Source organism: Devriesea agamarum (assembly GCF_900070355.1).
GTDB classification, from domain to species: Bacteria; Actinomycetota; Actinomycetes; order Actinomycetales; family Dermabacteraceae; genus Devriesea; species Devriesea agamarum.
The window spans coordinates 1481152-1502621 of the sequence record NZ_LN849456.1; the positions used below are offsets into that span (position 1 = coordinate 1481152).

The 21470-nt window shown below is 61.5% G+C and carries 20 protein-coding genes; 6 read left to right on the forward strand and 14 right to left on the reverse strand.

What is annotated here, in order from left to right:
- Window positions 1–175 precede the first annotated feature (175 nt).
- On the reverse strand, window positions 176–1072 hold the full coding sequence (locus tag BN1724_RS06455; RefSeq protein ID WP_058234697.1) for an alpha/beta hydrolase fold domain-containing protein: 897 nt from the start codon (window positions 1070–1072) through the stop codon (window positions 176–178).
- Window positions 1073–1737: 665 nt separating this feature from the next.
- Window positions 1738–2067 (reverse strand): ArsR/SmtB family transcription factor, encoded by a 330-nt coding sequence (locus tag BN1724_RS06460; protein WP_058235825.1) that lies wholly within the window; start codon window positions 2065–2067, stop codon window positions 1738–1740.
- Between the two features lie 183 nt (window positions 2068–2250).
- Here BN1724_RS06460 and mtnN point away from each other — a divergent pair, with 183 nt between their 5' ends.
- From mtnN to BN1724_RS06475, 3 genes are all read left to right on the forward strand, one after another.
- Complete coding sequence (mtnN, locus tag BN1724_RS06465) at window positions 2251–3162, forward strand: 5'-methylthioadenosine/S-adenosylhomocysteine nucleosidase (protein WP_231928177.1); 912 nt, start codon at window positions 2251–2253, stop codon at window positions 3160–3162.
- A gap of 28 nt (window positions 3163–3190) precedes the next feature.
- Entirely contained in the window at window positions 3191–3862 is a 672-nt protein-coding gene (locus tag BN1724_RS06470; protein WP_058234699.1) for a hypothetical protein, read from the forward strand.
- A gap of 155 nt (window positions 3863–4017) precedes the next feature.
- Window positions 4018–5772 (forward strand): BCCT family transporter, encoded by a 1755-nt coding sequence (locus BN1724_RS06475; RefSeq protein ID WP_084252826.1) that lies wholly within the window; start codon window positions 4018–4020, stop codon window positions 5770–5772.
- Window positions 5773–6010: 238 nt separating this feature from the next.
- On the opposite strand, the gene ykgO is transcribed toward BN1724_RS06475, so the two are convergent.
- The 5 genes from ykgO to rpmB are packed head-to-tail and all read right to left on the reverse strand — an operon-like array spanning window position 6011 to window position 7141.
- A complete protein-coding gene (ykgO, locus tag BN1724_RS06480) occupies window positions 6011–6136 on the reverse strand; it encodes a type B 50S ribosomal protein L36 (protein WP_058234700.1) in 126 nt (41 codons plus the stop codon).
- A complete protein-coding gene (locus tag BN1724_RS06485) occupies window positions 6133–6387 on the reverse strand; it encodes a type B 50S ribosomal protein L31 (protein ID WP_058234701.1) in 255 nt (84 codons plus the stop codon). The genes ykgO and BN1724_RS06485 overlap by 4 nt, the downstream gene beginning before the upstream one ends.
- A 30-nt stretch (window positions 6388–6417) precedes the next feature.
- Window positions 6418–6723, reverse strand: a complete 306-nt coding sequence (gene rpsN, locus BN1724_RS06490) for a 30S ribosomal protein S14 (RefSeq protein WP_058234702.1) — start codon at window positions 6721–6723, stop codon at window positions 6418–6420.
- Between the two features lie 2 nt (window positions 6724–6725).
- Window positions 6726–6896 (reverse strand): 50S ribosomal protein L33, encoded by a 171-nt coding sequence (gene rpmG / locus BN1724_RS06495; RefSeq protein ID WP_058234703.1) that lies wholly within the window; start codon window positions 6894–6896, stop codon window positions 6726–6728.
- A gap of 8 nt (window positions 6897–6904) precedes the next feature.
- Window positions 6905–7141, reverse strand: coding sequence for a 50S ribosomal protein L28 (gene rpmB, locus BN1724_RS06500; protein ID WP_058234704.1), 237 nt, complete (start codon window positions 7139–7141; stop codon window positions 6905–6907).
- Between the two features lie 89 nt (window positions 7142–7230).
- Between rpmB and BN1724_RS06505 the strand changes: the two genes are divergently transcribed.
- Window positions 7231–8505, forward strand: a complete 1275-nt coding sequence (locus BN1724_RS06505; protein ID WP_058234705.1) for a CobW family GTP-binding protein — start codon at window positions 7231–7233, stop codon at window positions 8503–8505.
- Window positions 8506–8561: 56 nt separating this feature from the next.
- On the opposite strand, the gene BN1724_RS06510 is transcribed toward BN1724_RS06505, so the two are convergent.
- The 3 genes from BN1724_RS06510 to BN1724_RS06520 form a co-directional block, all read right to left on the reverse strand.
- Window positions 8562–9536, reverse strand: a complete 975-nt coding sequence (locus tag BN1724_RS06510) for a phosphoglycerate dehydrogenase (RefSeq protein ID WP_058234706.1) — start codon at window positions 9534–9536, stop codon at window positions 8562–8564.
- Between the two features lie 133 nt (window positions 9537–9669).
- Window positions 9670–11067, reverse strand: coding sequence for an MFS transporter (locus tag BN1724_RS06515; RefSeq protein ID WP_084252828.1), 1398 nt, complete (start codon window positions 11065–11067; stop codon window positions 9670–9672).
- A gap of 50 nt (window positions 11068–11117) precedes the next feature.
- Window positions 11118–12317, reverse strand: coding sequence for a GTP pyrophosphokinase (locus BN1724_RS06520; RefSeq protein WP_084252829.1), 1200 nt, complete (start codon window positions 12315–12317; stop codon window positions 11118–11120).
- A gap of 418 nt (window positions 12318–12735) precedes the next feature.
- Here BN1724_RS06520 and BN1724_RS06525 point away from each other — a divergent pair, with 418 nt between their 5' ends.
- A complete protein-coding gene (locus BN1724_RS06525; protein WP_058234708.1) occupies window positions 12736–14142 on the forward strand; it encodes an MFS transporter in 1407 nt (468 codons plus the stop codon).
- Window positions 14143–14912: 770 nt separating this feature from the next.
- Here BN1724_RS06525 and BN1724_RS06530 read toward each other — a convergent pair.
- The 3 genes from BN1724_RS06530 to BN1724_RS06540 are packed head-to-tail and all read right to left on the reverse strand — an operon-like array spanning window position 14913 to window position 18624.
- Complete coding sequence (locus tag BN1724_RS06530; RefSeq protein WP_084253122.1) at window positions 14913–15605, reverse strand: DUF3806 domain-containing protein; 693 nt, start codon at window positions 15603–15605, stop codon at window positions 14913–14915.
- Window positions 15606–15659: 54 nt separating this feature from the next.
- Window positions 15660–17081, reverse strand: a complete 1422-nt coding sequence (pntB, locus tag BN1724_RS06535; RefSeq protein WP_058234710.1) for a Re/Si-specific NAD(P)(+) transhydrogenase subunit beta — start codon at window positions 17079–17081, stop codon at window positions 15660–15662.
- A gap of 1 nt (window position 17082) precedes the next feature.
- The gene (locus BN1724_RS06540) at window positions 17083–18624 is read right to left on the reverse strand and encodes a Re/Si-specific NAD(P)(+) transhydrogenase subunit alpha (RefSeq protein WP_058234711.1); all 1542 of its coding nucleotides are present in this window, start codon (window positions 18622–18624) and stop codon (window positions 17083–17085) included.
- Window positions 18625–18727: 103 nt separating this feature from the next.
- On the opposite strand from BN1724_RS06540, the gene BN1724_RS06545 reads away from it, so the two are divergent.
- Complete coding sequence (locus tag BN1724_RS06545) at window positions 18728–20425, forward strand: alpha/beta hydrolase (RefSeq protein ID WP_058234712.1); 1698 nt, start codon at window positions 18728–18730, stop codon at window positions 20423–20425.
- 55 nt (window positions 20426–20480) lie between these two features.
- Here BN1724_RS06545 and BN1724_RS06550 read toward each other — a convergent pair whose 3' ends face one another.
- Complete coding sequence (locus tag BN1724_RS06550) at window positions 20481–21434, reverse strand: sulfurtransferase (RefSeq protein WP_084252830.1); 954 nt, start codon at window positions 21432–21434, stop codon at window positions 20481–20483.
- Window positions 21435–21470: the final 36 nt, after the last annotated feature.

Sequence of the window (21470 nt, forward strand, 5' to 3'; positions counted from 1 at the left end):
GGTGACTGATAACGCCAGCTCACCCTGCTGTCTGACGGAATAGCCAGCCTCGACAGGCTAGACAACCTCGGCAACGCAATAACGCAGCCCGTCTCCATCCGCGGAGGCGGGCTGCGTTATTGCAAAGGCGGGTTGCGGTGGGCCGCCGATGAATGACTAGCTGCTAGATGGGCTGTTACCGTGCCGATGCGGACCGCGCGAAGGCCTTTGCGATGAAGTCGCCCTGCTGTTCCAGGAGCCGGTCGAGTTCGGGACCCCGGCGCAGACGTGGGATGAAGGTGAGCCTTCCGCCAACTTCCCGGTAGGTGACGTCTAGTCCCTGCTCTTGGAGTTGGATGCGGAAAATCCTGACGTCGGTGAGGAAGATGTCCTTGGTACCGACCGCTAGGAATAGGGGCGGTAGCCCGGTGAGGTCCGTGCCGACCGGGGACAGGTCCGGGTCATCCAGGCGGGTGCGTGCGGCGTAGATACGGGCGGCGGCATGATAGGTGCGGCGCTCGTGGAAGGAGTCGTGCATATCGGTCTCGGACATGGTGGCGTTGTTTAGTTCGAGATCGATCCAGGGGGACATGAGGAGAGTCCCGCCCGGCAGCGCAGCTCCGGCTTCGCGCCGTCTGCGCAGGGCGACCAGGGCCAGTCCGCCACCAGCATTTTGTCCGCTGAGGACCCAAGGGCGTTGCGACAGCGGGAGCTCGTTGAGCACGGCTTCAACATCGTCGAGCGCGACAGGGTGGCGGTGGTCGGGGGCGAGACGGTAATCAATCATCAGCCCGGCGCAGTCGCGGGCGCGGGCGGTAGTGGAGAGCCAGTCCCAGTCTCCGCCGAGGGGGCCTGCGAGATAGGCACCGCCGTGTAGGTGAATCACGATGCCAGCGTCTGCTTTGTGGCGGTCGAGCCAGACGGTTCGAGCCCGTCCGATCATCTCGACATCGACGGCGTGTCTGCGTTGGATGCTGCCGCCGGGGACGGCTTGGCGGACGAAACCGAAGCTCTTGGTGTAGAGCCTGTCCGGGAGTGGGAGCCGCCAGACGGCGCCAGCGGTCTGAACGAGTGCGCGGCGTACACGAGACATGGCATCGCTCCCTCACGGTGGGTGATTTTCTTGTGCTGCCACCCTATCGCTCCGCGCTCATTGCCGAGCCGGTGTGATGCGACCGACCCATTGCTTGTTGATCATGATTCTCAACTAGGGTAGAGTCAATCTCGTACTCCCGGTCTCCTGGGAGTGATGGGGAGAGGGTCCGCAGGCGCAACGCCTGCGGACCCTCGTGCATCACGCCATGAACTCACGCGTGATCAGTGAGATCTCAGTGGCAAAACAGTCGACAGCTTACTTCGTCGATGACATCCAGCCTTCGAGGTTGGGTCGCATCACGACAGGTCAGGCCGCACGGATGACGGTCAGTCAGACCATATGCGTGACCGTTAAGCCGGCCAGTTATACCTCAGGCCGCGTGGTGACACGAGGAGCATGAGCAGTCTGCGCAGGTGCAGTTCGCGCAGGAGTCACTACAGTGTGCGCACTCGCACTTGTTGTGGTTGCAGGTGGAGCAGGTGCAATCGGTGCAAGAACATTTAGCACAGGCATCGTCGCAGTGCGCACACTCGCAGGTTGTGCATTCGTCGTAGTGACCATCGTGCTCGCGGTGCGCATGTCCGTCGTGAATGTAGTCCACGTGATCCTCATGCACAACGGCCTCGTGCCCGCAGTTGGGGCCGTGGGTGTGACGGTGGGTTTCAGCGGGAGTGTGTGTGAGAGTGGTCATGACAGGTCTCCTTGGTGTGTGTGAGGGCGTCGAGGAACACGTGAGCGACATGTTCATCGACAAGGCCGTAAAGCATGGACCGGCCTTGGCGGGTGGCAGAGACGAGATGTGCGTCGCGCAATACCCGCAGATGCTGGGAAACCAGCGGCTGGGACAGTCCGACCGCTTCCACGAGTTCACCGACTGTCCGGGGTTGCTCGCTGATTTCATGCACAATCGCTGCCCTCACGGGCGAGGAGAGCGCTGAAAAAAGGTCGCACACCGCCGAGTACTCGGTGATGTCTCTCGTTTCGTTACCCATGCAAAAATCATTATATAAAAAATTGCGCATGTCAAGGGGGTAGGTGTCCAGGTTTCCATCATTGATCTCCCAGCTCGACAAGCTATTCATCGCCCCTCATACGGCCCGCCGCGCCCACCATCCCTCCGGCGGCACCGCTGGCCGACCCAGCAAAATCACTCCGACATCAACTACCGTTACCCCATGACCTTTGTTCTTGTGCTCGCCGCGATGCCAGCTGAGGCCGCACCCCTTCTACCCCACCTCGCACATCCGAGCGAAATCTCCACGCACGGGTCATTCACCGTCTGCTCAGGCACACTCAACCCCGCCCCTGAGGCTCTCCCCACCGAACCCGATCAGCTGGCTAAAACCAGCCACCGTGTCAAAACCGTCCCCTGTGCTGAAACCGACCACCCTGCCGAAACCAGCCACCGTGTCAAACCTGATCACCCTAACGATCCCGATCACCGCATTCAGGTTGCACTGATCACCACCGGGATCGGCATCGCCAACGCCGCCTCAGCAGCCACATGGGGTATCAGCACCTACTCCCCCGACCTCGTCATCTCCATCGGCTCCTGCGGAGGACTCGCAGCAGACATCGAAGTGGGAACCCTCGTCATCGGCGACAGCTTCTCCTACTCCATCGCGGACGCCACCGCCTTCGGCTATGAGATCGGCCAAGTCCCCGGGATGCCCGCTCGTTTCGACGCGGCACCCGATCTCGCCGACCTTGCCACTCAGGCAGCAACACGGATCCGACCCCACCTCACCACCGCGGGCGAGGACCCCGTCCGTCGCGGACTCATGCTGTCCGGGGACGCTTTCGTCACCGCGCCACTGGCCGACGGAATGCGCACACGGTTCCCCGGAGCGTTGACCGCAGACATGGAATCCACCGCCATTGCCCAGGTCTGCCACAACTTCGACCTACCCTTCGTCGCGATCCGATCCGTCTCTGATTTATGTGGACCGCGCGCCGATCAGCAGTTTCACCTCACCCTAGACGTGGTGGCCGAAAACTCCGTGCGCGCTCTTATCGCAACGCTCACCAGCCCCGGCCTCGCGACACCCACCTCGCCTACGATCTCGCAGCCCCAGGCTCGTCCGTAAACCTTCTCTACCACGGATGCTCTGAAACGTGATCGCATATTTTGCCGCCATGCTCGGACTCGGCGTTGCCGGGTTCGACCCCTTCGGCGCGTTGATTTTGGCGGCGCTGCTCACCCTGGGAGCGCGCCGCAATGCCGGAATCCGCTTCACCCTGGCGAGCTTGGTCTCCACTGTGGGCGGCTCGGTGATAGCCTCCATTCTCATTTCGTACGTGCACCTGAGCGTTCCGCATCTGCCCGGCCTGTTCTGGGTGATCGTAATGGCGGTGCTCGCGGCGGTCCTGTTCGGGTGGGGGATTTTGCGCCTGCGGCGTCCGCCCGCACCGCATAAACCCGCTAAACCTTTGTCACCGTCCCCGCTTCTCGCCGGTGCACTGTACGGCTTAGTGGCCTTCGGGGATCCTGCCCTGTGGGGCGCAGTGGCACTCGCTGGACGCACTTATCAGCTCCATGACATCGGCATCCCGACCCTGGTGGTGTCGTTCATTCTCTGGTTCATCGCCGGTCAATGGCCACTGCTCATCGCGACGGTAGCCGCGCTGACCGGACGACATGAGCGCATGGTGGCGAGGATCGCCGCCACTATTGAGCGATGGCGAACCCCTTTGCGGCATATCGCCACAACTCTCATCATGGTTGCAGCCGCTTTTTTCGCCGCCGATGCCGCCTGGTACCTCACCGTCGGCCATTTCCTGGTGTGACCAGCGCAAACTTCAGCTACTCTAGATTTTTCCGTGGTGATGCAGCTCACTTTTTAATGTGATATCACCGACGGATAGCACCCGTCAGGTTGATGATTCACGTATGCCTTTCTACCTTAGGAGGCCCTAAACCCCTGATCGGAAGGACGCTTTCGATGCCCTCCGTCCCCACGGACCATTCGAGCCAAATCCCGCATCAACCCCAGCAGACCAGTTCCAGCAGACCACCCGAACCCGCATCAAATGCACCTGACGAGTCAAAGTACGGACTTGCCCGGGCAGTGTTCGGCGCCTCCGTCGGCACCGTCGTGCTCTGTCTCGCATTCGCCCTGATCCTCCCCCACCAATTCAACGCGGTGATCGGCGCGGTCAACACGGTGATCGTCAACAGTATCGGCTGGTACTACGTCCTGATCGTGACCGGATTTGTGGTGTTCGGACTGGTGGTGGCGTTCAGCAAACTCGGCACCGTCAAGCTCGGCAACGATGATGACGAACCCGAATACGGCGTCTTCCCCTGGTTTGCGATGCTCTTCGCAGCCGGCATGGGCATCGGCCTGGTGTTCTGGGGCGCTGCCGAACCGTTGAAGTACCTCACTCAGCAGTGGACACCCCCGGGCACCGCAAACCTCAGCCCCTCCGGCCACGCTCAGCGAGCCCTGACCCAAACATTTTTGCACTGGGGTATTCATGCCTGGGCTATTTACGTGGTGGTCGGACTCGCCGTTGCATATGCCACGCACCGTCGCGGGCGCCCGATCTCAATTCGCTGGGCGTTAGAGCCTGTGCTCGGGCGCTACACCAACTCCTGGATCGGCGACCTTATCGATATCAGCGCTGTGGTGGGCACCCTCTTCGGTGTCGCCACCTCCCTGGGCTTTGGTGTCAACCAGATCACCGCTGGCCTCGCTCACCTCGGCCTCGTTCCCGACAACGCGATGGTCAAGATCATCATCGTCATCGTCATCACCGCCCTCGCCATACTGTCGGTGGTCTCAGGCTTGGATAAAGGCATTAAGTTGCTGTCCAACACCAATATGGGGCTGGCAGCACTTTTGCTGGTGGCAGTGCTGGTGCTCGGCCCCACGCTGATCTTGCTGCGCGAGTTCGTGTCCGGCATCGGCTCCTATATCCAAAACTTTGTGCAGCTGTCGTTTCAAACCTTCCCTTTTAACGGCGAGGCGGGCGAGACCTGGCTGGCAAACTGGACCACCAACTACTGGGGCTGGTGGATCTCCTGGTCCCCGTTCGTGGGCGTTTTCATTGCCCGGATATCGCGCGGTCGCACGGTGCGCGAGTTCATCGTCGGGGTTCTCCTCGTGCCCACGCTGGTGACGGTTTTGTGGTTCACCGTTCTCGGCGGAACTGCTATTTACCAGCAGCTGTTTGAGGGTAAGGGGCTCATCTCCGACGGCAACGTGGATGTGAACACAGTGTTGTTCGACATGTTGAACAATCTGCCGGGCGGCCCAGTTCTCAGCGGTCTCGCCATCATCCTGGTCACGATCTTCTTCATTACCAGCGCAGACTCGGGCGCGTTCGTCGTCGATATGATCGCGCACCGCGGGGACCCGCAACCGCCTCGTCTAACCCGCTTTATCTGGGCAGCAGCCTCAGGTGGAATTGCCGCGGTGCTGATCGGAATCAGTGCCACGCACGGGGAAGACACTTCTGGAATGTCGGCCCTGCAAGCGCTCACATTACTGGCTGCCGCACCATTTAGCGTGGTCATGATCGGTATGTGCTTGTCCGTGCTGCGCTCGCTCAAACGCGATGTGTTGCGGATTGAAAAGGCTGAGCGCGCGGTGATCCGGCGTGAACTGGTCGAACACGTGGCCGATCAGCTCGATGTCGCCCCGCCGCCCAGGCCAAAGCAGCTTCGGATCGCTCTGCGCAGGCGCCACAAGTAGCAGGCAGATGCCATACATAGCAAGCAGATGCCATAAGTAGCAATCAGATGCCATACGTGGCACGCAGACGCCATAAGTAGCAATCAGATGCCATAACTAGAGTCGACTTGCCACAGACAAGGGCCATCAGCACACAGCCCTAAACACTGAGACGGGCCCGATCAGCAGCGGGGGTGTCATACCGCTGTTGATCGGGCCCTAGCTCTGAGCGCGCTCAGTGCGCTGGAGGCGAGTGACCTTAACCCTTTTGGCGCCCTTTAAAGCGCGGGTTCTTTTTGTTGATGACGTACAGACGTCCGCGGCGGCGCACAACTTGGGCACCGTCTTTGTTGACGAGGGATCGAATTGAGGCACGGACTTTCATTTCGCGGCCTTCTTTCCGTAGCGACGGTTGAACTTCTCAACCCTGCCAGCGGTATCCACGATCCGGGTATTGCCGGTGTAGAACGGGTGTGATGCCGAGGAGATCTCGACATCGATCACCGGGTATTCCTGACCGTCTTCCCACAGCATCATGGTGTTTGAGCTGCGGGTGGACCGGGTCAGGATCGCGAAATCGGCAGACTTGTCGCGGAAGATGACGGGGCGATATTCGGGGTGGATACCCTGTTTCACGGAGTATTTCCTTTCAAAGAGCAGCGGTCATTACCAGCTGGACTTGGTGACTCCGGGCAGTTCGCCCCGGTGTGCCCGCTCGCGGAAGTTCACGCGCGACAGTCCGAACGTGCGCAGGTAGGCGCGAGGGCGACCGTCCACCACATCGCGGTTGCGCACACGCGTGGCGCTAGCATCGCGAGGCATTCTTTGCAGCTGTCGAACAGCCTCTGCCCGAGCTTCGTCGGTCGTCTCGGGGCTCTTAATAACGCGCTTGAGTTCAGCTCGTCGCTCCGCGTATCGGGCGACGATTTCGCGACGCTGGTTATTGCGGGCAATTTTTGATTTCTTAGCCATTGTTAGCGCTCCTCGCGGAACTCGACGACCTTGCGCACCTGCGGATCGTACTTGCGGATCGTGAGCCGGTCGGGCGTGTTCCGTCGGTTTTTTGTCGTGTAGTAGGTGTATCCGGTACCCGCGGTGGAACGCAGCTTGATAATGGGCCGAATATCGGTGCTTTTCTTAGCCATGATTTACCTCATACCTTCTCGCCGCGCGCCTGGATCTCGGCCACCACAGCGTCGATTCCACGCTTGTCGATGGTCTTGATACCGCGAGCGGAGACGGTGAGGCGGACCCGGCGTCCGAGCGACGGAACGTAATAGGTCTTCTTGTGAATATTTGGCTCGAACCGGCGCGAGGTGCGCCGGTTCGAGTGGGAGACGTTCTTGCCGAAACTGGGCTCAGCTCCCGTGACTTGACAACGTGAGGCCATGGTCAGCAACTATAGGGTTTGATAATCATTCTCGTCAAGAATGATGACCTACCCCTGAGCCACTAGATAGGGATGCCATGAGCGCAGACATGAGTGCACATCCACCGGGCCAGCCGCCCCACAACAACCCGTTCGGATCAGCAGCTGGACCCCGCCGCGATGGCAGCACGCCGATCAGCGTGATCGCCTCCATTGACCAGGTGCTACGCGATGCCCTCATCTTCAATCTGGTCACCGATCGACCCGACCTCGTCGTCCTGCGTCACGACGTAAACGCCGAAGAGGGGCTAATCCGCCGCCTTGTGATCGATTCCACCGGCATTATCGAGGACACCCCCGTCGAACTCGACCATCCGTGCATTTCCTGTGCCATGCGCGAAGATGCCGTCCCCACCCTCGCACGGCTTGTGGCCGATGGCCGGTGGAACGCGATTGCCTTCGCTCTGCCGCTCAGCGCTGATCCGCAGCTCATCGCCCGCACCCTCTCCCCCGCGTGCAAAAACGAGCTTCGCGGCGCTCACCTCGCGGCTGTCTGCGCGGTCGTCGACGTGAACACCGCGGTCGATGACCTTCTAGGCGAGGCCACCCTGGCAGAGCGCGGAATTTGCTGGGCCGGCGAGGACGAGCGGAGCGTCGGTGAGACTTTGGCTGCCCAGCTCGAATACGCCGACGTGGTGGTCCGCTCACATGAGCTAATGCACAGTTCGTCGGCAGATCCGGGCCGTGACGCCGCATCCGGCGGTCATACCGCAGCCGGCAACGATGCCTCGCCCAGCCCTCATGGTGCACCCGGTATCCCCGCATCGCCGTCTCCCGCGGCGTTGGGCAGTGAGCTGCTGGATCATCTGTGCCCGTTTGACACGCTGACGGTTAATGGCCTGCACGATGTCGATGTGGATGTGCTGCTGAATACGGAGCACTGCCTGAATGTCGCCGCTGAACGGATCGACCCGCGTTCAGCCCAGCCCTGGGGAGGGCCGAGCACGCACGGAGTGTGGACCCTTGACTTGGTCTCGGAGCGCCCGTTCCATCCAGACCGTTTTCTGGCCAATATCGAACGGCTCGGGGCCGGACGGCTGCGCTCACGCGGACGGTTCTGGGTGCCGTCGCGTCCGAGCACGGTCTGCCAATGGGATGGCGCAGGCGGACAGGTCTCCATCGGTGCGTTCGCCTCGACCGGCGCTGACCTTCCAACCACCAGGCTCATTATCACCGGCATTGACGCTGATCAAGACCGGATTCTGGAAGCGTTTGCACAGTCACTGCTGACCGAGGATGAGTGGGAAGCGGGCCTGTTGCCGTGGCTCGGTCAAGAGGATGTGCTCGCTCCCTGGCTCGGTGAGCGCAGCATCACTGGGGCGTGAGATAGCCGGAACTCGCGAGAGATGCCGGTCACTGCTGGTATTCGGGGTGCCCACGGCTACTGCATCGCTGAACGATCCACCGGATGGATGAGCTGCTTCCCCGAGGCTAGAGCGCGCAGGTTGGCCACGATGCGTTCCGGGGCACCGACGGGTCGCCCGCCTGCGCCGTGTGGAGTCACAATCAGACCTGGTGCATCCCACAGAGGCGATTCCTCGGGCAGCGGCTCCACCGCGGTGACGTCTAACGCGGCGCCGCCGATGCGTTGGGCCCGTAGGGCCTCAAGCAGAGCATTCTCATCAAGAGTCGCTCCCCGGCCCACGTTGATAACGAGGGCATGTTTCGGTAAACGGGCGAAGGTATCGGCCCCGAGAATTTGCTCGGTGCGCGGTGTTGCCGGGAGGATGCTGATCAACACGTCTGTGCTCGGCAGGTAGTCGGCAAGTGCATCCTCGCAGATCACGGGGAAGCCTTCGCGCTTTCCTGCGGTGCGGGCAATGCCGGTGACATCGGCGCCGAGCATCTTCAGCATCGGCGCAAGATGCTGACCGATTTCCCCGAAGCCCCAGATCAGTATCCGCGCTCCGAGCAGGGTCGTCAGGCGCCCCTCGGGGTGAAGCGGCTGCAAACCTCCTAGTTCTCGGGACCATTCGTGGCGGGCTTGGGACTGGAGGCTTTCGGGAATTCGGCGCACGAGTGCGAGGAGAAGAGCGAGTGTGTGTTCGGCCACCGTCGGGCAGTGGAGGCCAGCTCCGGTGCAGATGGGAACCTCTGACGGGAATCCCGCCGCGATAATACCGTCGACTCCGGCGGCGAGTGACTGCACCAGTTGCACTTGTGTGAGCTGACGAGCTGCTGATTCTAGGTTCTTGCGGGAGTTGCCCCACACCACCAAAGCATCGGCGTCATGGAGAGTTTCGGGGATCACCTCACGCGCGTTATAGGTGATTGTTTCCCATCCCTGCGGCAGCAGTGAGCTTCCGTCGGGGATTGTGAAATCCAAAGGCATGGTGTCGGGCAGTAGAACCTTCATGTCCTCAGCCTATGCCCGTCGGTTCCAACGCTAGGCCTGCCGGTTCCAACGCTAGGCCTGCCGGTTTCGAGGGTATGCCGCGGGGACTCGTACTCTCTTTCTCGTGCCTGGGTAGGTCAGCCTTTTCTTGCTACTAGCATCCTGCCGGTTTGCCTTCGCTTGAGGTTTCGGTGGCTTCGAGCGACTGCGGGCAGACATCAGCCGGGATGGTTCCCGGCGCCAAAATATCTGGTTCATCGTCATCCTCGTCTGCGCTGCGGGACTTGCGCACGGGGGCCACGTCGAACCGGGGCGGCCAGCGTTGGGCGAGCACGGGTTGAACGCCTCGTCCGATGCGCAGCCACAGCAGCACGATCACAACGGTCAGGCCTGTGGCGATGCCTCCGGCAAACAGAGTCCACCGCGGCCCAAGGTATTCGCCGACCCACCCGATCACGGGTGCACCGATCGGGGTTCCGCCGAGGAAGATCGCCATGTACAGGGCCATCACGCGCCCGCGGACCTGGGGATCACAAGCCAGTTGCACCGAGGCGTTAGCGCAGGTCATGACGGTGAGTGCGCATAAACCGACGGGAACCAGGACGATGGCGTAGATGGTGTAGGTGGGCGCGAATCCGAGGATGATGATGCCGATGGTGAATCCGGTGAGCGCCCCGAGTAGCAGGCGCAGGCGTGGTTGTGTTCGCCGGGCGGCGATGAGCGCGGCGGCTAGGGTTCCGATCGCCATAATGGAGCCAAGTAACCCGTATTCGCCTGCACCTTTACCGAAGACTGCGGTGGCCATGAGCGCGTTGGTGATCTGGAAGTTCAGCCCGAAGGTTCCGAGCATGAACACCATGAACAGGATGACGACAATGTCTGGGCGATGCCGCACATAGGCGATGCCTTCGCGGATTGCTCCTGGTCCGCGGCGGGCAGGGGCTGGGGTGAGGTCCCCGGGGCGCATGAGCAGGAGGGACCCGATCACGGCAATGAAGCTGAGGGCGTTGATGCCGATGTCGGGGGCGATGCCCCAGGCTGCGATGATGAGTCCGGCGAGGCCGGGTCCGAGCAGGCGGGCGCCGTTAAACGAGGCGCTGTTGAGGCCGACTGCGTTGGGGACCAGTCGCAGCGGAACCATTTCGGGTACGAAGGATTGCCGGGTGGGGTTATCTACCGCGGAGATCACGCCTTGCATCAGGGCGAGGAGGTAGACGTGCCACAGCTGAACGGTTCCGGTGACGATCAGCACCCAGAGGATTCCGGCGTTGAGTGCTAGCAGAAGTTGGGTGGCGATTAGTAGCCGCCGTTTGGGTAGGCGGTCGGCCATGGCACCGGCGAAGGGGGCGAGTATTGCGATGGGGATGAACTGGAGGGCGGTGACGTAGCCGAGAGCGCTTGCGGAGTGGTCGGTCAGTTTTGTGAGGACGAGCCAGTCTTGGCCGATGCGGGCCATCCAGGTGCCCATATTGGAGATGAATGCACCGATGAAGAAGACGCGGTAGTTAAAGATCGAGAAGGAGGCAAAGGTTCGTCCTGCTCCTTGCGACACTATCTACCACCTCCTGGAGCCCATTTTAGACCTGTTTGACGGGGCACCTTTTAGCTCACCCGGTTGGGAGCGGGGTCCTTGCCTGCCGTGAGTGCGGACTGCACTTTGGCTAGGCGTTGGCGCAGTTTGTTTTCGCGGGCGGGGTCCTCTCCCACGTCTTTGGTGCGCTCGACATAGTCCTCTCCGTAGGTCAGCAGTAATAGGTCATCCAGCAGGCGGATCGGGCCTGGCATGTAGCGGTAACCCATGACCGAGCGCAGTTGGTCGAGGTCGATTTGGGCGAGGAATGCGTGTAGGTCGTTTAGAGTTTCGATGCCCATGGCGCGCATGAGGCGCAGACCCCACCGGTAATGGGATTTTCGGGATAGTCCTCTGCCTGGCAGTGCGTCGAGCAGACCGTCGCGAACGTCCTCGGCTTCGATCAGGCGATGAGCCTCGGCTTGTTCGCGCCGTTGTTGTTCGAGCAAGCTCTGTTCAATTTGCAGCTGTTGAATCTTGGCGAATTCGGCGTCGGCGAGTTCCAGTAGGCCCGAAGCCAGGGTCAGGGACCGATCAATTTCAGGTGTGGCCGCACCGGAGGTCGGTTTATAACGCACCCCATGCTCGAACTGTGCCCAGGCATCCTGCAGGATGGTCCGGATCTGAATTTCGGCTGTGCCCAGGTCACCGTTGTCCACGATCAGGTGTAGCCCTGCGTATCCGATCTGCCCGCGTGCCCGCACTTCCCTCGATTTATCGCGAATCTGGACCACGGTCATTTCATCGCCGATCAGGTCCGCGATCCGCGCAATATCCGATTCGATGTTGCACACGATGCGTACCCCGACCAGATCGTGAACATCATGCATTCCGCCGATGTCGTCGCGTGCGAGTTTGCCTTCCAACGAATCGACTTCTTTAGCCCGGGCGATCACATCGCGGAAGTCCACGCCCTCGTCGACAAGAATTTCCTGAACGCGAGTCTGCAGCCGCACCGCTGACCGTAGGTACTCGTCCCGACGCGCCGCATAGCAGTCGAGATCTTCCGGGCCATGCCCCGATGATGAGTTACCACACGATGCTGTACCCGCTGCCGAAGCACCCGCCACGGAAGCATCAAGCCTTGGCGCACCCAGTGTCAGGTCACCCGACGACGCTGGACCCGGCCTCAATGCACCTGTGGACGCTAGACCCGGCCTCGACGCGCCCGACGGGGGTGCACCCTCAGGAGCCGGAGTCGAGGAAGCGCTGTCCAGGAGTTCGTTGGTCACGCATTAAGCCTACTGAAGAGGTACGTCACGCGAACCAGCAAGCGCCCCATTCACATTCTGTCCACTATTTGGATGTTTCTTTCGCACATAGTGGACGATCACTACCGTAAACCCCTACCAAGCAGGGATTTACCCTCCGGATAAGCGCACCACCCCGCGTCAACCGGACCGCACAGCGTTCCGCGCACCGGACTCACCGTCTGGCGCACTGAGCAGTGCATGCGCTATCCGGCGCACCCACCGCGTTCCGCCGTGGCCATCGCACCACCGGGACACCGAAGCACCAGATCAATCAGTCGAGGCGCTACCCATTGCCGCGGCCGCACCATCCGGTGCCGCACCTTCGCGCTGCGCGCCGAAACGTCGTCCGTAAACCGCCGTCTCACCCGACCCCTCCCCTCACCCCTGGAAGGATCCCGTGACTACCACCCTCACGCAGACCGAGCCGTCCGCGAGAAACTCCCGGGGCAAGGTCATCATCGCCTCGCTCATCGGCACCTCGATCGAGTTCTACGATTTCTACATCTACGCCACCGCTGCGGTCCTGATCTTCCCCGCACTGTTCTTCCCCGACGCTTCCAACAGCACCACGGCACAGTTATCCTCATTTGCCGTTTTCGGAGTCGCCTTCCTAGCGCGCCCAATCGGTTCCCTGCTGTTCGGACATCTCGGCGACCGCATCGGACGCAAAGGCACGCTGGTCGGATCACTGCTAACCATGGGCATTGCGACCGTGGTCATCGGTCTCCTGCCGACGGCTCTCACCCCCGGCTGGGCCATTCTTGCCCCGCTCGCGCTGGTCATCTGCCGGATGGCGCAAGGCATTGGGCTCGGCGGAGAGTGGTCGGGAGCGGCCCTGCTCGCCACCGAAAACGCCCCCGAAGGCAAACGCGCGGTGTACGGCACCTTCCCTCAGCTCGGCGCCCCCATCGGATTCATCGTCGCGAACCTCTTCATGCTCGTGCTGTCACAGGCCATGAGCAACGCCGACTTTATGTCCTACGGATGGCGCATTCCGTTTATCGCCTCCGCTGTGCTGGTCATGGTCGGGTTGTACGTGCGGATCAGCCTGATCGAATCCCCGGCCTTCACCGCCGCCAAACAGAAGCAGCAGATTGTCAAAATGCCGCTGCTGGAAACGGTGCGCACCCACCCGGTCCAGTTGGTGCTGGCAACCTTCAACATGGTCGGCACGTACTGCATCTTCTACCTCCTCACAACATTCGTGCTGACCTTCGGCACGACCCCCTCAACGGTTGAGTCGGCCCGCGCCGCAGCAGCCACGGCGGGTAAACCGTTTAACGCAGCCGCCTTCGTGCCCGGTCTCGGCTACACCCGTGAACAGTTCATCTTGATGCTGGTCATTAGCTGCGTGTGCTTCGGCATCTTCACGTTCCTCGCGGGCCCGTTGGCAGAGCGTTTCGGACGGCGCAGTCACTTGCTCGTCGTCACCATCGGAATCGTGGTGTACGGCCTGGTGTGGAGCCCGCTCTTACAGGGCGGAACCGTCGGGGTCATGATTGCTCTTATGGTTGGCTTTGCTCTCACCGGCCTCTCATTCGGCCCCATGGGTGCCCTGCTTCCTGAAATGTTCGCGACCAATGTGCGCTACACCGGCTCAGCGGTCGCCTACAACATGGCCTCCATTTTGGGTGCGGCCATCGCCCCGTTCATTTCCATCGCTCTGTGGTCCTGGGGCGAAGGCTCACCGTTCTGGGTCGGCGTATACCTTTCGGGGGTGGCTCTGCTCACCGTCGCATCCCTGGCCCTCACCAGGGAAACCCGCAACGTGGATTACGTCGGCAACGCAAGCCTAAGCCGTTAAAGCCTGACGCTGGAGGGCGCTCGAAGGAGTACCTGCGTCACACGCAGGTTGCAGGTCACGGGTCGCTGACAGGGTTCTGTATGGATCGTTCCATGGGTCCACTCAGAGCCCTGTCGGCATGTCATGGGTCGAGGGTTGTGGAGCTACCTCAATGGGCGCCGAACGCGCAATCTCGGATGCGGCTGACGACGCCCGGGGCAGTGTCCGGACGACGCTTCGTCAACGTAGCCTTTCGGTTCGCGCAGTGCCCCGGCGGCGGTGCCGTTCGCTCTTCCGACTCTGCCCCGCAAGGATTCGCTTCAGACGCATATGCGTGAGCGCATGCTGTATGCATAGCGCCCCACAGGTCAGGCCAATCCTTACCACGAATTCGACCCACAAAACCCATTGTCTATTGATGAGACAGCCGCACATGCATAAGCGATGCAATTTTGCCGGCCATTAATACCATCAGGCACCTACATGGAGGCTCGTAGGTGTCATTTCAGGCAGCCCAACAAGGACCACAAACAATCTCTCATCAGCGATGATATGTACACCAAAGACGGTCACCCAAACCCACAGAATACAAATTAATGACAGTGATAAAACTGTCAGCTCCCTAGTCTCATCATTCTATTTGACCACACCCCAATATCACCAATGGGTATACTTAAAAGCTCTACGCGGCTAGACCGCAAGAATCACAGAAAAATGAGGCACCGACACACACCACTCACCTTCACAAGGCGTTGGTCATACACGGTCGCCGACCCGATAAAGCCCACCAGCTAATTCTGGCGCCAGAGCACCCCGATAAACGGCAGAGCCGCTAACCCCGTGGGCTTTTTCGGTTTCTTCTCTTCTTCTTGCATCAGTTTAGCTTTGGCAGTTTTCCAGGCGGGAGTTATTGAGTAATCATATTTCGCTACGCCTCGGTCGCCCGCCCCACTGGTTCCTGACTGCGAGCCGTCAACAGCATACGACCGTAGAACATGTGCGGAGATCGGAAGCTTCTTCGGGATGGGGCCACCATTATCGGCAATTGTGTCCTCGTCCCGGATCGGCACGCCGAGAACTTTCATAACCTGCTCTTCATTGGTGCCAAAAAGCTCATAAATATCAACCTCCTCACCTGCTTCAACACGCTTTGAAATCATCGTAAGCGGGAAGAGCAGAATAGAGGTCTCCGGAACGTTAATAGCGGGGTCGATACCGTACTCATCTTCGACCTCCACCCATTCAAAATCAATGCGAGCGCCCCGCACCATGGCGTCACCGAGCAGAATCCCTAGCGACTGCAACTCATATGTGTGCTCCGCGGTGAACCGACCGGACTCTAACGCCTGCTTAATGAACTGCAGCTTCGTTGTGTACCGCTCGAAGTACTGCTGATGATCCTCAGGGATGAAGCTAAGCCCCCACTCACGAGCATGGTCGAGCCTGGCTTTCAGTTCACTCCCAAGAGGTCTAATCGTCGTCATAATCTCAGTGTATAGTCCGGACGTGGTCCACATCTCATCCGGACTACACCGCAACTACACCCGTTCCGAGGCCGGAACCGCATCCAGCGCAGTCACAATTGCCTGCACACTGGCTTTCGCGTCACCGAACAGCATCGACGTGTTGTCTTGGAAGAACAACGGATTCTGCACACCCGCGTATCCGGCTGCCATGGACCGTTTGAACACGACCGTGTGAGCCGCTTCCCACACGCACAGCACCGGCATACCGGCAATCGGTGAACCAGGGTCGGAAGCCGCCGGATTCACGGTATCGTTCGCCCCGATCACCAGCACCACATCGGTGTCTGCGAAGTCATCGTTAATCTCGTCCATTTCCAGCACGATGTCATACGGAACCTTAGCCTCAGCCAGTAAAACATTCATATGGCCAGGCAAACGCCCCGCAACCGGGTGGATACCGAAACGAACATTGACGCCGCGTTCGCGAAGCCGGGCGGTGAGATCCGCAACCGGATACTGAGCCTGGGCAACCGCCATACCGTATCCGGGGGCGATCACCACCGAACGCGCCTCGGCGAGCAGCTGAGCCACACCCGCGGCATCCAATTCGTGGATCTCGCCATCCTGGTCGGCGCTGGCGCCAGCCGAAGTCTCAGCCCCGAAACCGCCGAGGATCACCGACACGAAGGACCGGTTCATAGCGCGGCACATGATGTAGGACAAAATCGCACCGGACGCGCCCACCAGAGCACCGGTCACAATCAGCACATCCAAACCGAGCATGAACCCAGCCGCGGCGGCTGCCCAGCCCGAATACGAATTCAACATAGAGACCACTACCGGCATGTCAGCCCCGCCGATAGCGGCCACCAAGTGCCATCCGAGAGCGAAGGCGATGACGGTCATCAGCAGCAGCGATGCCACCTGAATCCAGAACACGTCGACGGTGAGGAACACAATCAGCAGCACCAGACAGACCAGCAGAGCCACCAGGTTTAGAAGATGCCGCGCGGGCAGAGTAAGCGGCTTCGAGGGGATCAGGCCGCGCAGTTTCCCGAAGGCAACCAGCGAGCCAGTGAAGGTAATCGCGCCAATGAACATGCCCAGGAACACCTCGAGGAGGTGCACGGTGTCCCCGTGACCGTCGAGGAAGGAGTTCAGCCCCACTAGCACGGCGGCCATGCCAACGAACGAGTGCAGCAGGGCCACAAGTTCGGGCATGCCCGTCATCTCCACGGTGAGCGCACGCCACAGGCCTACCGCCCCGCCGATCAGCAGAGCAATGGCCAGCAGCACCGCGCTGGTAACCAGGCCGGCTCCCGGCGTAGCTCCGTGGAATGCGGTCACGATGGTGGCAATCAGCGCAATCAACATGCCAGTAATGCCAAAGGCATTCCCCAGCTTGGCGCTTTCGTGGGTTGACAACCCCGCGAGCGCGAGGACGAACAGCAGCGCAGCGACAATATAAGCAGCAGTAACAGCGGGCAGGAGCATCTCAGGCCTTCCGGAACATGCGGAGCATCCGCTGGGTAACGGCGAATCCGCCCACGATGTTGATCGAGGCGATGAGCACAGCGAAGAAGGCGATGATCTTCACCAGCCAGTTATCGCTTGTGATCTGGTAAATCGCACCGACGACGATAATGCCGCTGATCGCGTTGGTCACGCTCATCAGCGGGGTGTGCAGCGCATGGCTGACCTTCCACACGACGTAGTATCCGACGATCACCGCGAGGACGAACACGCTCAGGTGGATCAAAAACGCCCCGGGAAGAAGCGGCGAAATCCCCAGGAATACCAGGCACGGGATCGTCACTGCCAAGTACGTTACCCACCAGGGCCGAGGCGGTTTAGGCGGAGCTTCTTCCGTCGGCGCGGCAGCGGGGGCTACGGCCGGTGCGGGCGCAGCAGAGACAGCCACCGGTGGCGGTGGGAACGTCACCTCCCCGTCGCGGGTCACCAGCATCGTGCGCACGATGACATCCTCGGTGTCGACCACGAGCTGGCCGTCTTTCTCAGGAGTCATCAACGTCAGAAGGTTCACCAGGTTGGTGCCGTACAGCTGCGAGGACTGCCCGGGAAGACGGGACGGCATGTCGTCATAGCCGATGATGACAACGCCGTTGTCACTCACGTACGCCTCACCGCGCCGAGTCAGCGTGCAGTTACCTCCGCCTGCGGCGGCGAGGTCCACGATCACGCTTCCGGGGCGCATCGCGGCCACCATCTCATCGGTAATTAAGCGGGGCGATGGGCGTCCCGGCACCGCAGCGGTGGTGATCACGATATCGGCCCAGGCACACTGTTCGGCATACAGTTCAGCGGCTTTGGCGGCGTCCTCAGCTCCGGGTTCACGTGCGTAACCGTCCGAAGATGCCGGACGCATACCCCCGCTGGCGGTGACAAACTCGGCGCCCATCGACGTGACCTGTTCAGCGGTTTCCGGGCGCACATCGCTGGCCCGTACCACCGCGCCAAGGCTTCCGGCCGCGCCAATCGCCGCCAGTCCGGCCACCCCGGCACCGAGCACAAAGACTCGGGCGGGCGGCACTTTACCGGCAGCGGTGACCTGGCCGGTGAAGAATCGTCCGAACGCGCCGGCGGCCTCCACGACGGCCCGGTAACCGGAAATGTTCGCCATCGAGGAGAGCGCATCCATCGACTGCGCGCGCGAAATACGCGGCACCATATCCATGGCGAGCGCGCACACGCCGCGCTCAGCCAGAGCGTCGACCAGCTCGGGGTTCTGGGCTGGGTACAAGAATGCGGCGAGCACTGCACCGGAGCGCAGCAGCGGCACATCCTTCACATCCAAGGGCCCGACGGCGAGCACAATGTCCGCGCCCCAAGCTTCTTCACGGGTGACGATCTGGGCGCCGGCCTCGGCATATGCTGAATCCGGATGGGATGCCAGCACACCGGCTCCGGCCTCAATCAGCACCTCATAGCCGAGACTTGCCAGCTTCTTCACAGTCGTAGGGGTGGCTGCTACCCGTCGTTCTCCAGGCGCACTTTCGTGGGGGATCCCGATCCTCATGATTCTGATTTCATCATGCAGGTTGCAGGACTACATTGATTTCATGCCTATTTGTCGACGCAGATCACGTAAAAACCGTGGGGGATCGGCATCGGGAGCCGGAATGTCCCGAACTGTGCTCGACCGTGTGGCACAGATGCGCCCCAGCTCAATCACGGCACCGTTGGCCTCAGCCGGGGTGGTGGGTGCGAGCGCCGCCACCTGGGTAGCGACCTCTCCGAGTCTCATCCCCCGCACCTGGTGGTCCACAGCGGCCAACGTCGGGCTCTCCCAGGTATATGGGTACGTGGCAGGCAAAGCCGGGGCTCAAGCGTTGAAGGTCGCCGCGCGCGCATTGGGGGTTAAAGCCAGCATTAAGCCTGAGGGCCGGAATGCTCTGCGCTGGATCGGGGCGGCCTCTTTCGTCGGGATGTCGGCCTATTCGTGGGTGCGTGGAGAGATCCGCCAACGCGAAATCACCCGCCTGGTGTTTGAAGAACCAAAACAGTCGTGGACGCAAGCGGCGGGAGTGGGCACTGGGATTGCCCTGTCCTGTGCGGTTTTGGCATCGGTGCGCGGCATTCTGATCGCCCATCACGCGCTGCATCGGGCTATCGGTCACCGTCTGCCCGGCCCGGTTGGGCAGGTGGTCTCGCTCGCAGCCATCGGCGGTCTCGGGGTGGTCGCTGGCGAGCGCCTGGTGCGCGGCGAACTTCTGCAATGGGCTATCCACCAAGCAGAGCGCACCAATTCCATGATCGCCCCCGGTTCCACTCCCCCGCGCAGCACGCTGCGTTCGGGATCCGCCGAGTCCTTAGAACGATGGCAGACCCTAGGCGCAGCCGGTCGGCGCATCGTGACCGGCGGCCCCAGCGCCGAACAGATCGCTCGCGTCACCGGTGCCCCCGCGATGGAACCTATCCGGGTGTATGCGGGGAAAATGCCGCCTGGCCGGAGTCTGGATGAGGCGGTCGATATTGTGCTGGCCGAACTCGACCGGACCGGGGCATGGGATCGACGTGTGCTCGCAATCTTCACCGGAACAGGCACCGGCTGGCTTCAAGAATGGTCGCTATCGGCGATTGAATATCTCACGGGCGGAAACTGCGCAACCGCATCCCTGCAATACAGCGTCTACACCAGCGGATTGTCCTATATCCTGGATCGCCAAGCCCCTCGCGCCGCTGGTCAAGCACTATTTCAGGCGGTGCGGCAACGCTTGGATCTGATCCCGAAGGACAAGCGTCCGCGACTGTTCGTCGCAGGGGAATCGCTTGGGTCCTACGGCGGTCAAGCAGCGTTTGCCTCACCGGAAGACCTGCTTAGCAATGTGGATGGCGCCGTGTGGACCGGCACTCCGCGTTTTACGCCATTGTGGCAGCAGTTCACCGCTCGGCGGCGCGGAGGATCACCGGAAGTTGCCCCGATTGTTGATGACGGTCGGCACGTCCGCTTCATTACCCATCCCGACGATCTGGTGCGCAATTTTTGGGGTGGCCCTTACGAACCGTGGGAGGCCCCGCGGATCGTGTACGCGCAGCACGCCAGCGACCCGGTGGTGTGGTGGTCTCCGCGCCTGCTGTGGGAGGAACCCGATTGGCTGCGCCAGCGTGTCGGCAAGGACGTCTCCCCCGCGGTGCGCTGGTTCCCCTGGGTCACGTTCTGGCAGATCGCCGCCGACATGCCGCTATCGATCTCCGTACCCGGCGGGCACGGGCATAGCTACCGCGAGGCCATGGTGCCCATTTGGGCGGCGGTTCTTGGCGAGGATCCGCGACAGGACCGCTCCGCCATCGTGGACGCCATCCGCGCCAGCATGTAGGTCAGTATCTGAACCTGCCCCCGTCTGAGACCGAACCCACCTAGAGCTAATTGCCTTAGGGCTGATCCCCGGTCGCCACCGGCAGATCAGGGTTAGCGCTCCACTGCGACCACGACCCCGGAAAAAGCCGCACCCGCTCATAACCAGCCTGTTCAAGCGCAAGCATCAGATGACAGGCCGTCACGCCCGACCCGCAGTACGCAATGATCTCCCGATCAGGACGCAAACCACCCAGAGCAAATATCTCCCGCAAGCCCATCGGGGTCAGAAAACAACCGTCCTCATCCAGCGACTGCGCAAAGGGCTGATTCAATGCCCCGGGAATATGCCCTGCACGCGGATCCACCGGTTCGGTATCGCCCCGATAGCGCTCCGGGGCGCGAGCATCCAGCACACACGCCGACCCGTCCGCAACCTCCTCCACGGTGGCAAGCCGTTCACGCGGCCACGGCTTCGGGGTCAACACCGCGGGCACCGGGGTCACTTCACCGGATTCAACCGGGCCATCCCAGGCGGTAAAGCCACCACTTAGCAGCGCAGCGTCGTGTCCGAGTGCACGCAGCATCCACACCAGGCGGGCCGCCGCGCTGCCCTGCCGGTCGTCGTAGGCCACCACAACGGTGTCATCCCCAATTCCCGCCGCACCGAGCGCCGAAGCAAACGTCTGCGGGTCAGGCAGCGGGTGCCGGCCTTCCGCTTCGGATGCGGGCGCCGCGAGCGCGCCATCGAGGTCCAAGTACACAGCCTGAGGAAGATGGCCTGCGAGATAGTTTTCCCGTCCGGTTGAGCCGTCGATGGCGAACCGGATATCGACCAGCGCGAGGGGTCGGGTGGAACCTTCGCGCTGGAGCCGGTCGAGACCAGCCCGGTCGATAATGGGCGGCAATCCGAGCGAGGTTCCTGACGGCCAAGGCCCCGGCACCGTATCCGCGGCACCAGAACCATCATTCGCAGTCACTAAACCATCATTCGCAATCACTGAACCATCATCCAACGTGTGTGCGCACATGACTCAATGCTAGGCCTAAGGTTCGCAGGCGTCGCA

What these genes read in the sequence shown, in the direction of transcription:
- rpsN (WP_058234702.1), bottom strand. Translation starts at nt 6,723, where the DNA reads ATGGCTAAGAAATCAAAAATTGCCCGCAATAACCAGCGTCGCGAAATC.
- BN1724_RS06510 (WP_058234706.1), bottom strand. Translation starts at nt 9,536, where the DNA reads ATGAAGGTTCTACTGCCCGACACCATGCCTTTGGATTTCACAATCCCC.
- BN1724_RS06530 (WP_084253122.1), bottom strand. Translation starts at nt 15,605, where the DNA reads ATGACGACGATTAGACCTCTTGGGAGTGAACTGAAAGCCAGGCTCGAC.
- rpmG (WP_058234703.1), bottom strand. Translation starts at nt 6,896, where the DNA reads ATGGCTAAGAAAAGCACCGATATTCGGCCCATTATCAAGCTGCGTTCC.
- BN1724_RS06545 (WP_058234712.1), top strand. Translation starts at nt 18,728, where the DNA reads ATGTCCCGAACTGTGCTCGACCGTGTGGCACAGATGCGCCCCAGCTCA.
- BN1724_RS06550 (WP_084252830.1), bottom strand. Translation starts at nt 21,434, where the DNA reads ATGTGCGCACACACGTTGGATGATGGTTCAGTGATTGCGAATGATGGT.
- BN1724_RS06460 (WP_058235825.1), bottom strand. Translation starts at nt 2,067, where the DNA reads ATGGGTAACGAAACGAGAGACATCACCGAGTACTCGGCGGTGTGCGAC.
- BN1724_RS06455 (WP_058234697.1), bottom strand. Translation starts at nt 1,072, where the DNA reads ATGTCTCGTGTACGCCGCGCACTCGTTCAGACCGCTGGCGCCGTCTGG.
- pntB (WP_058234710.1), bottom strand. Translation starts at nt 17,081, where the DNA reads ATGCTCCTGCCCGCTGTTACTGCTGCTTATATTGTCGCTGCGCTGCTG.
- BN1724_RS06540 (WP_058234711.1), bottom strand. Translation starts at nt 18,624, where the DNA reads ATGAGGATCGGGATCCCCCACGAAAGTGCGCCTGGAGAACGACGGGTA.
- mtnN (WP_231928177.1), top strand. Translation starts at nt 2,251, where the DNA reads ATGACCTTTGTTCTTGTGCTCGCCGCGATGCCAGCTGAGGCCGCACCC.
- BN1724_RS06505 (WP_058234705.1), top strand. Translation starts at nt 7,231, where the DNA reads ATGAGTGCACATCCACCGGGCCAGCCGCCCCACAACAACCCGTTCGGA.
- rpmB (WP_058234704.1), bottom strand. Translation starts at nt 7,141, where the DNA reads ATGGCCTCACGTTGTCAAGTCACGGGAGCTGAGCCCAGTTTCGGCAAG.
- BN1724_RS06475 (WP_084252826.1), top strand. Translation starts at nt 4,018, where the DNA reads ATGCCCTCCGTCCCCACGGACCATTCGAGCCAAATCCCGCATCAACCC.
- ykgO (WP_058234700.1), bottom strand. Translation starts at nt 6,136, where the DNA reads ATGAAAGTCCGTGCCTCAATTCGATCCCTCGTCAACAAAGACGGTGCC.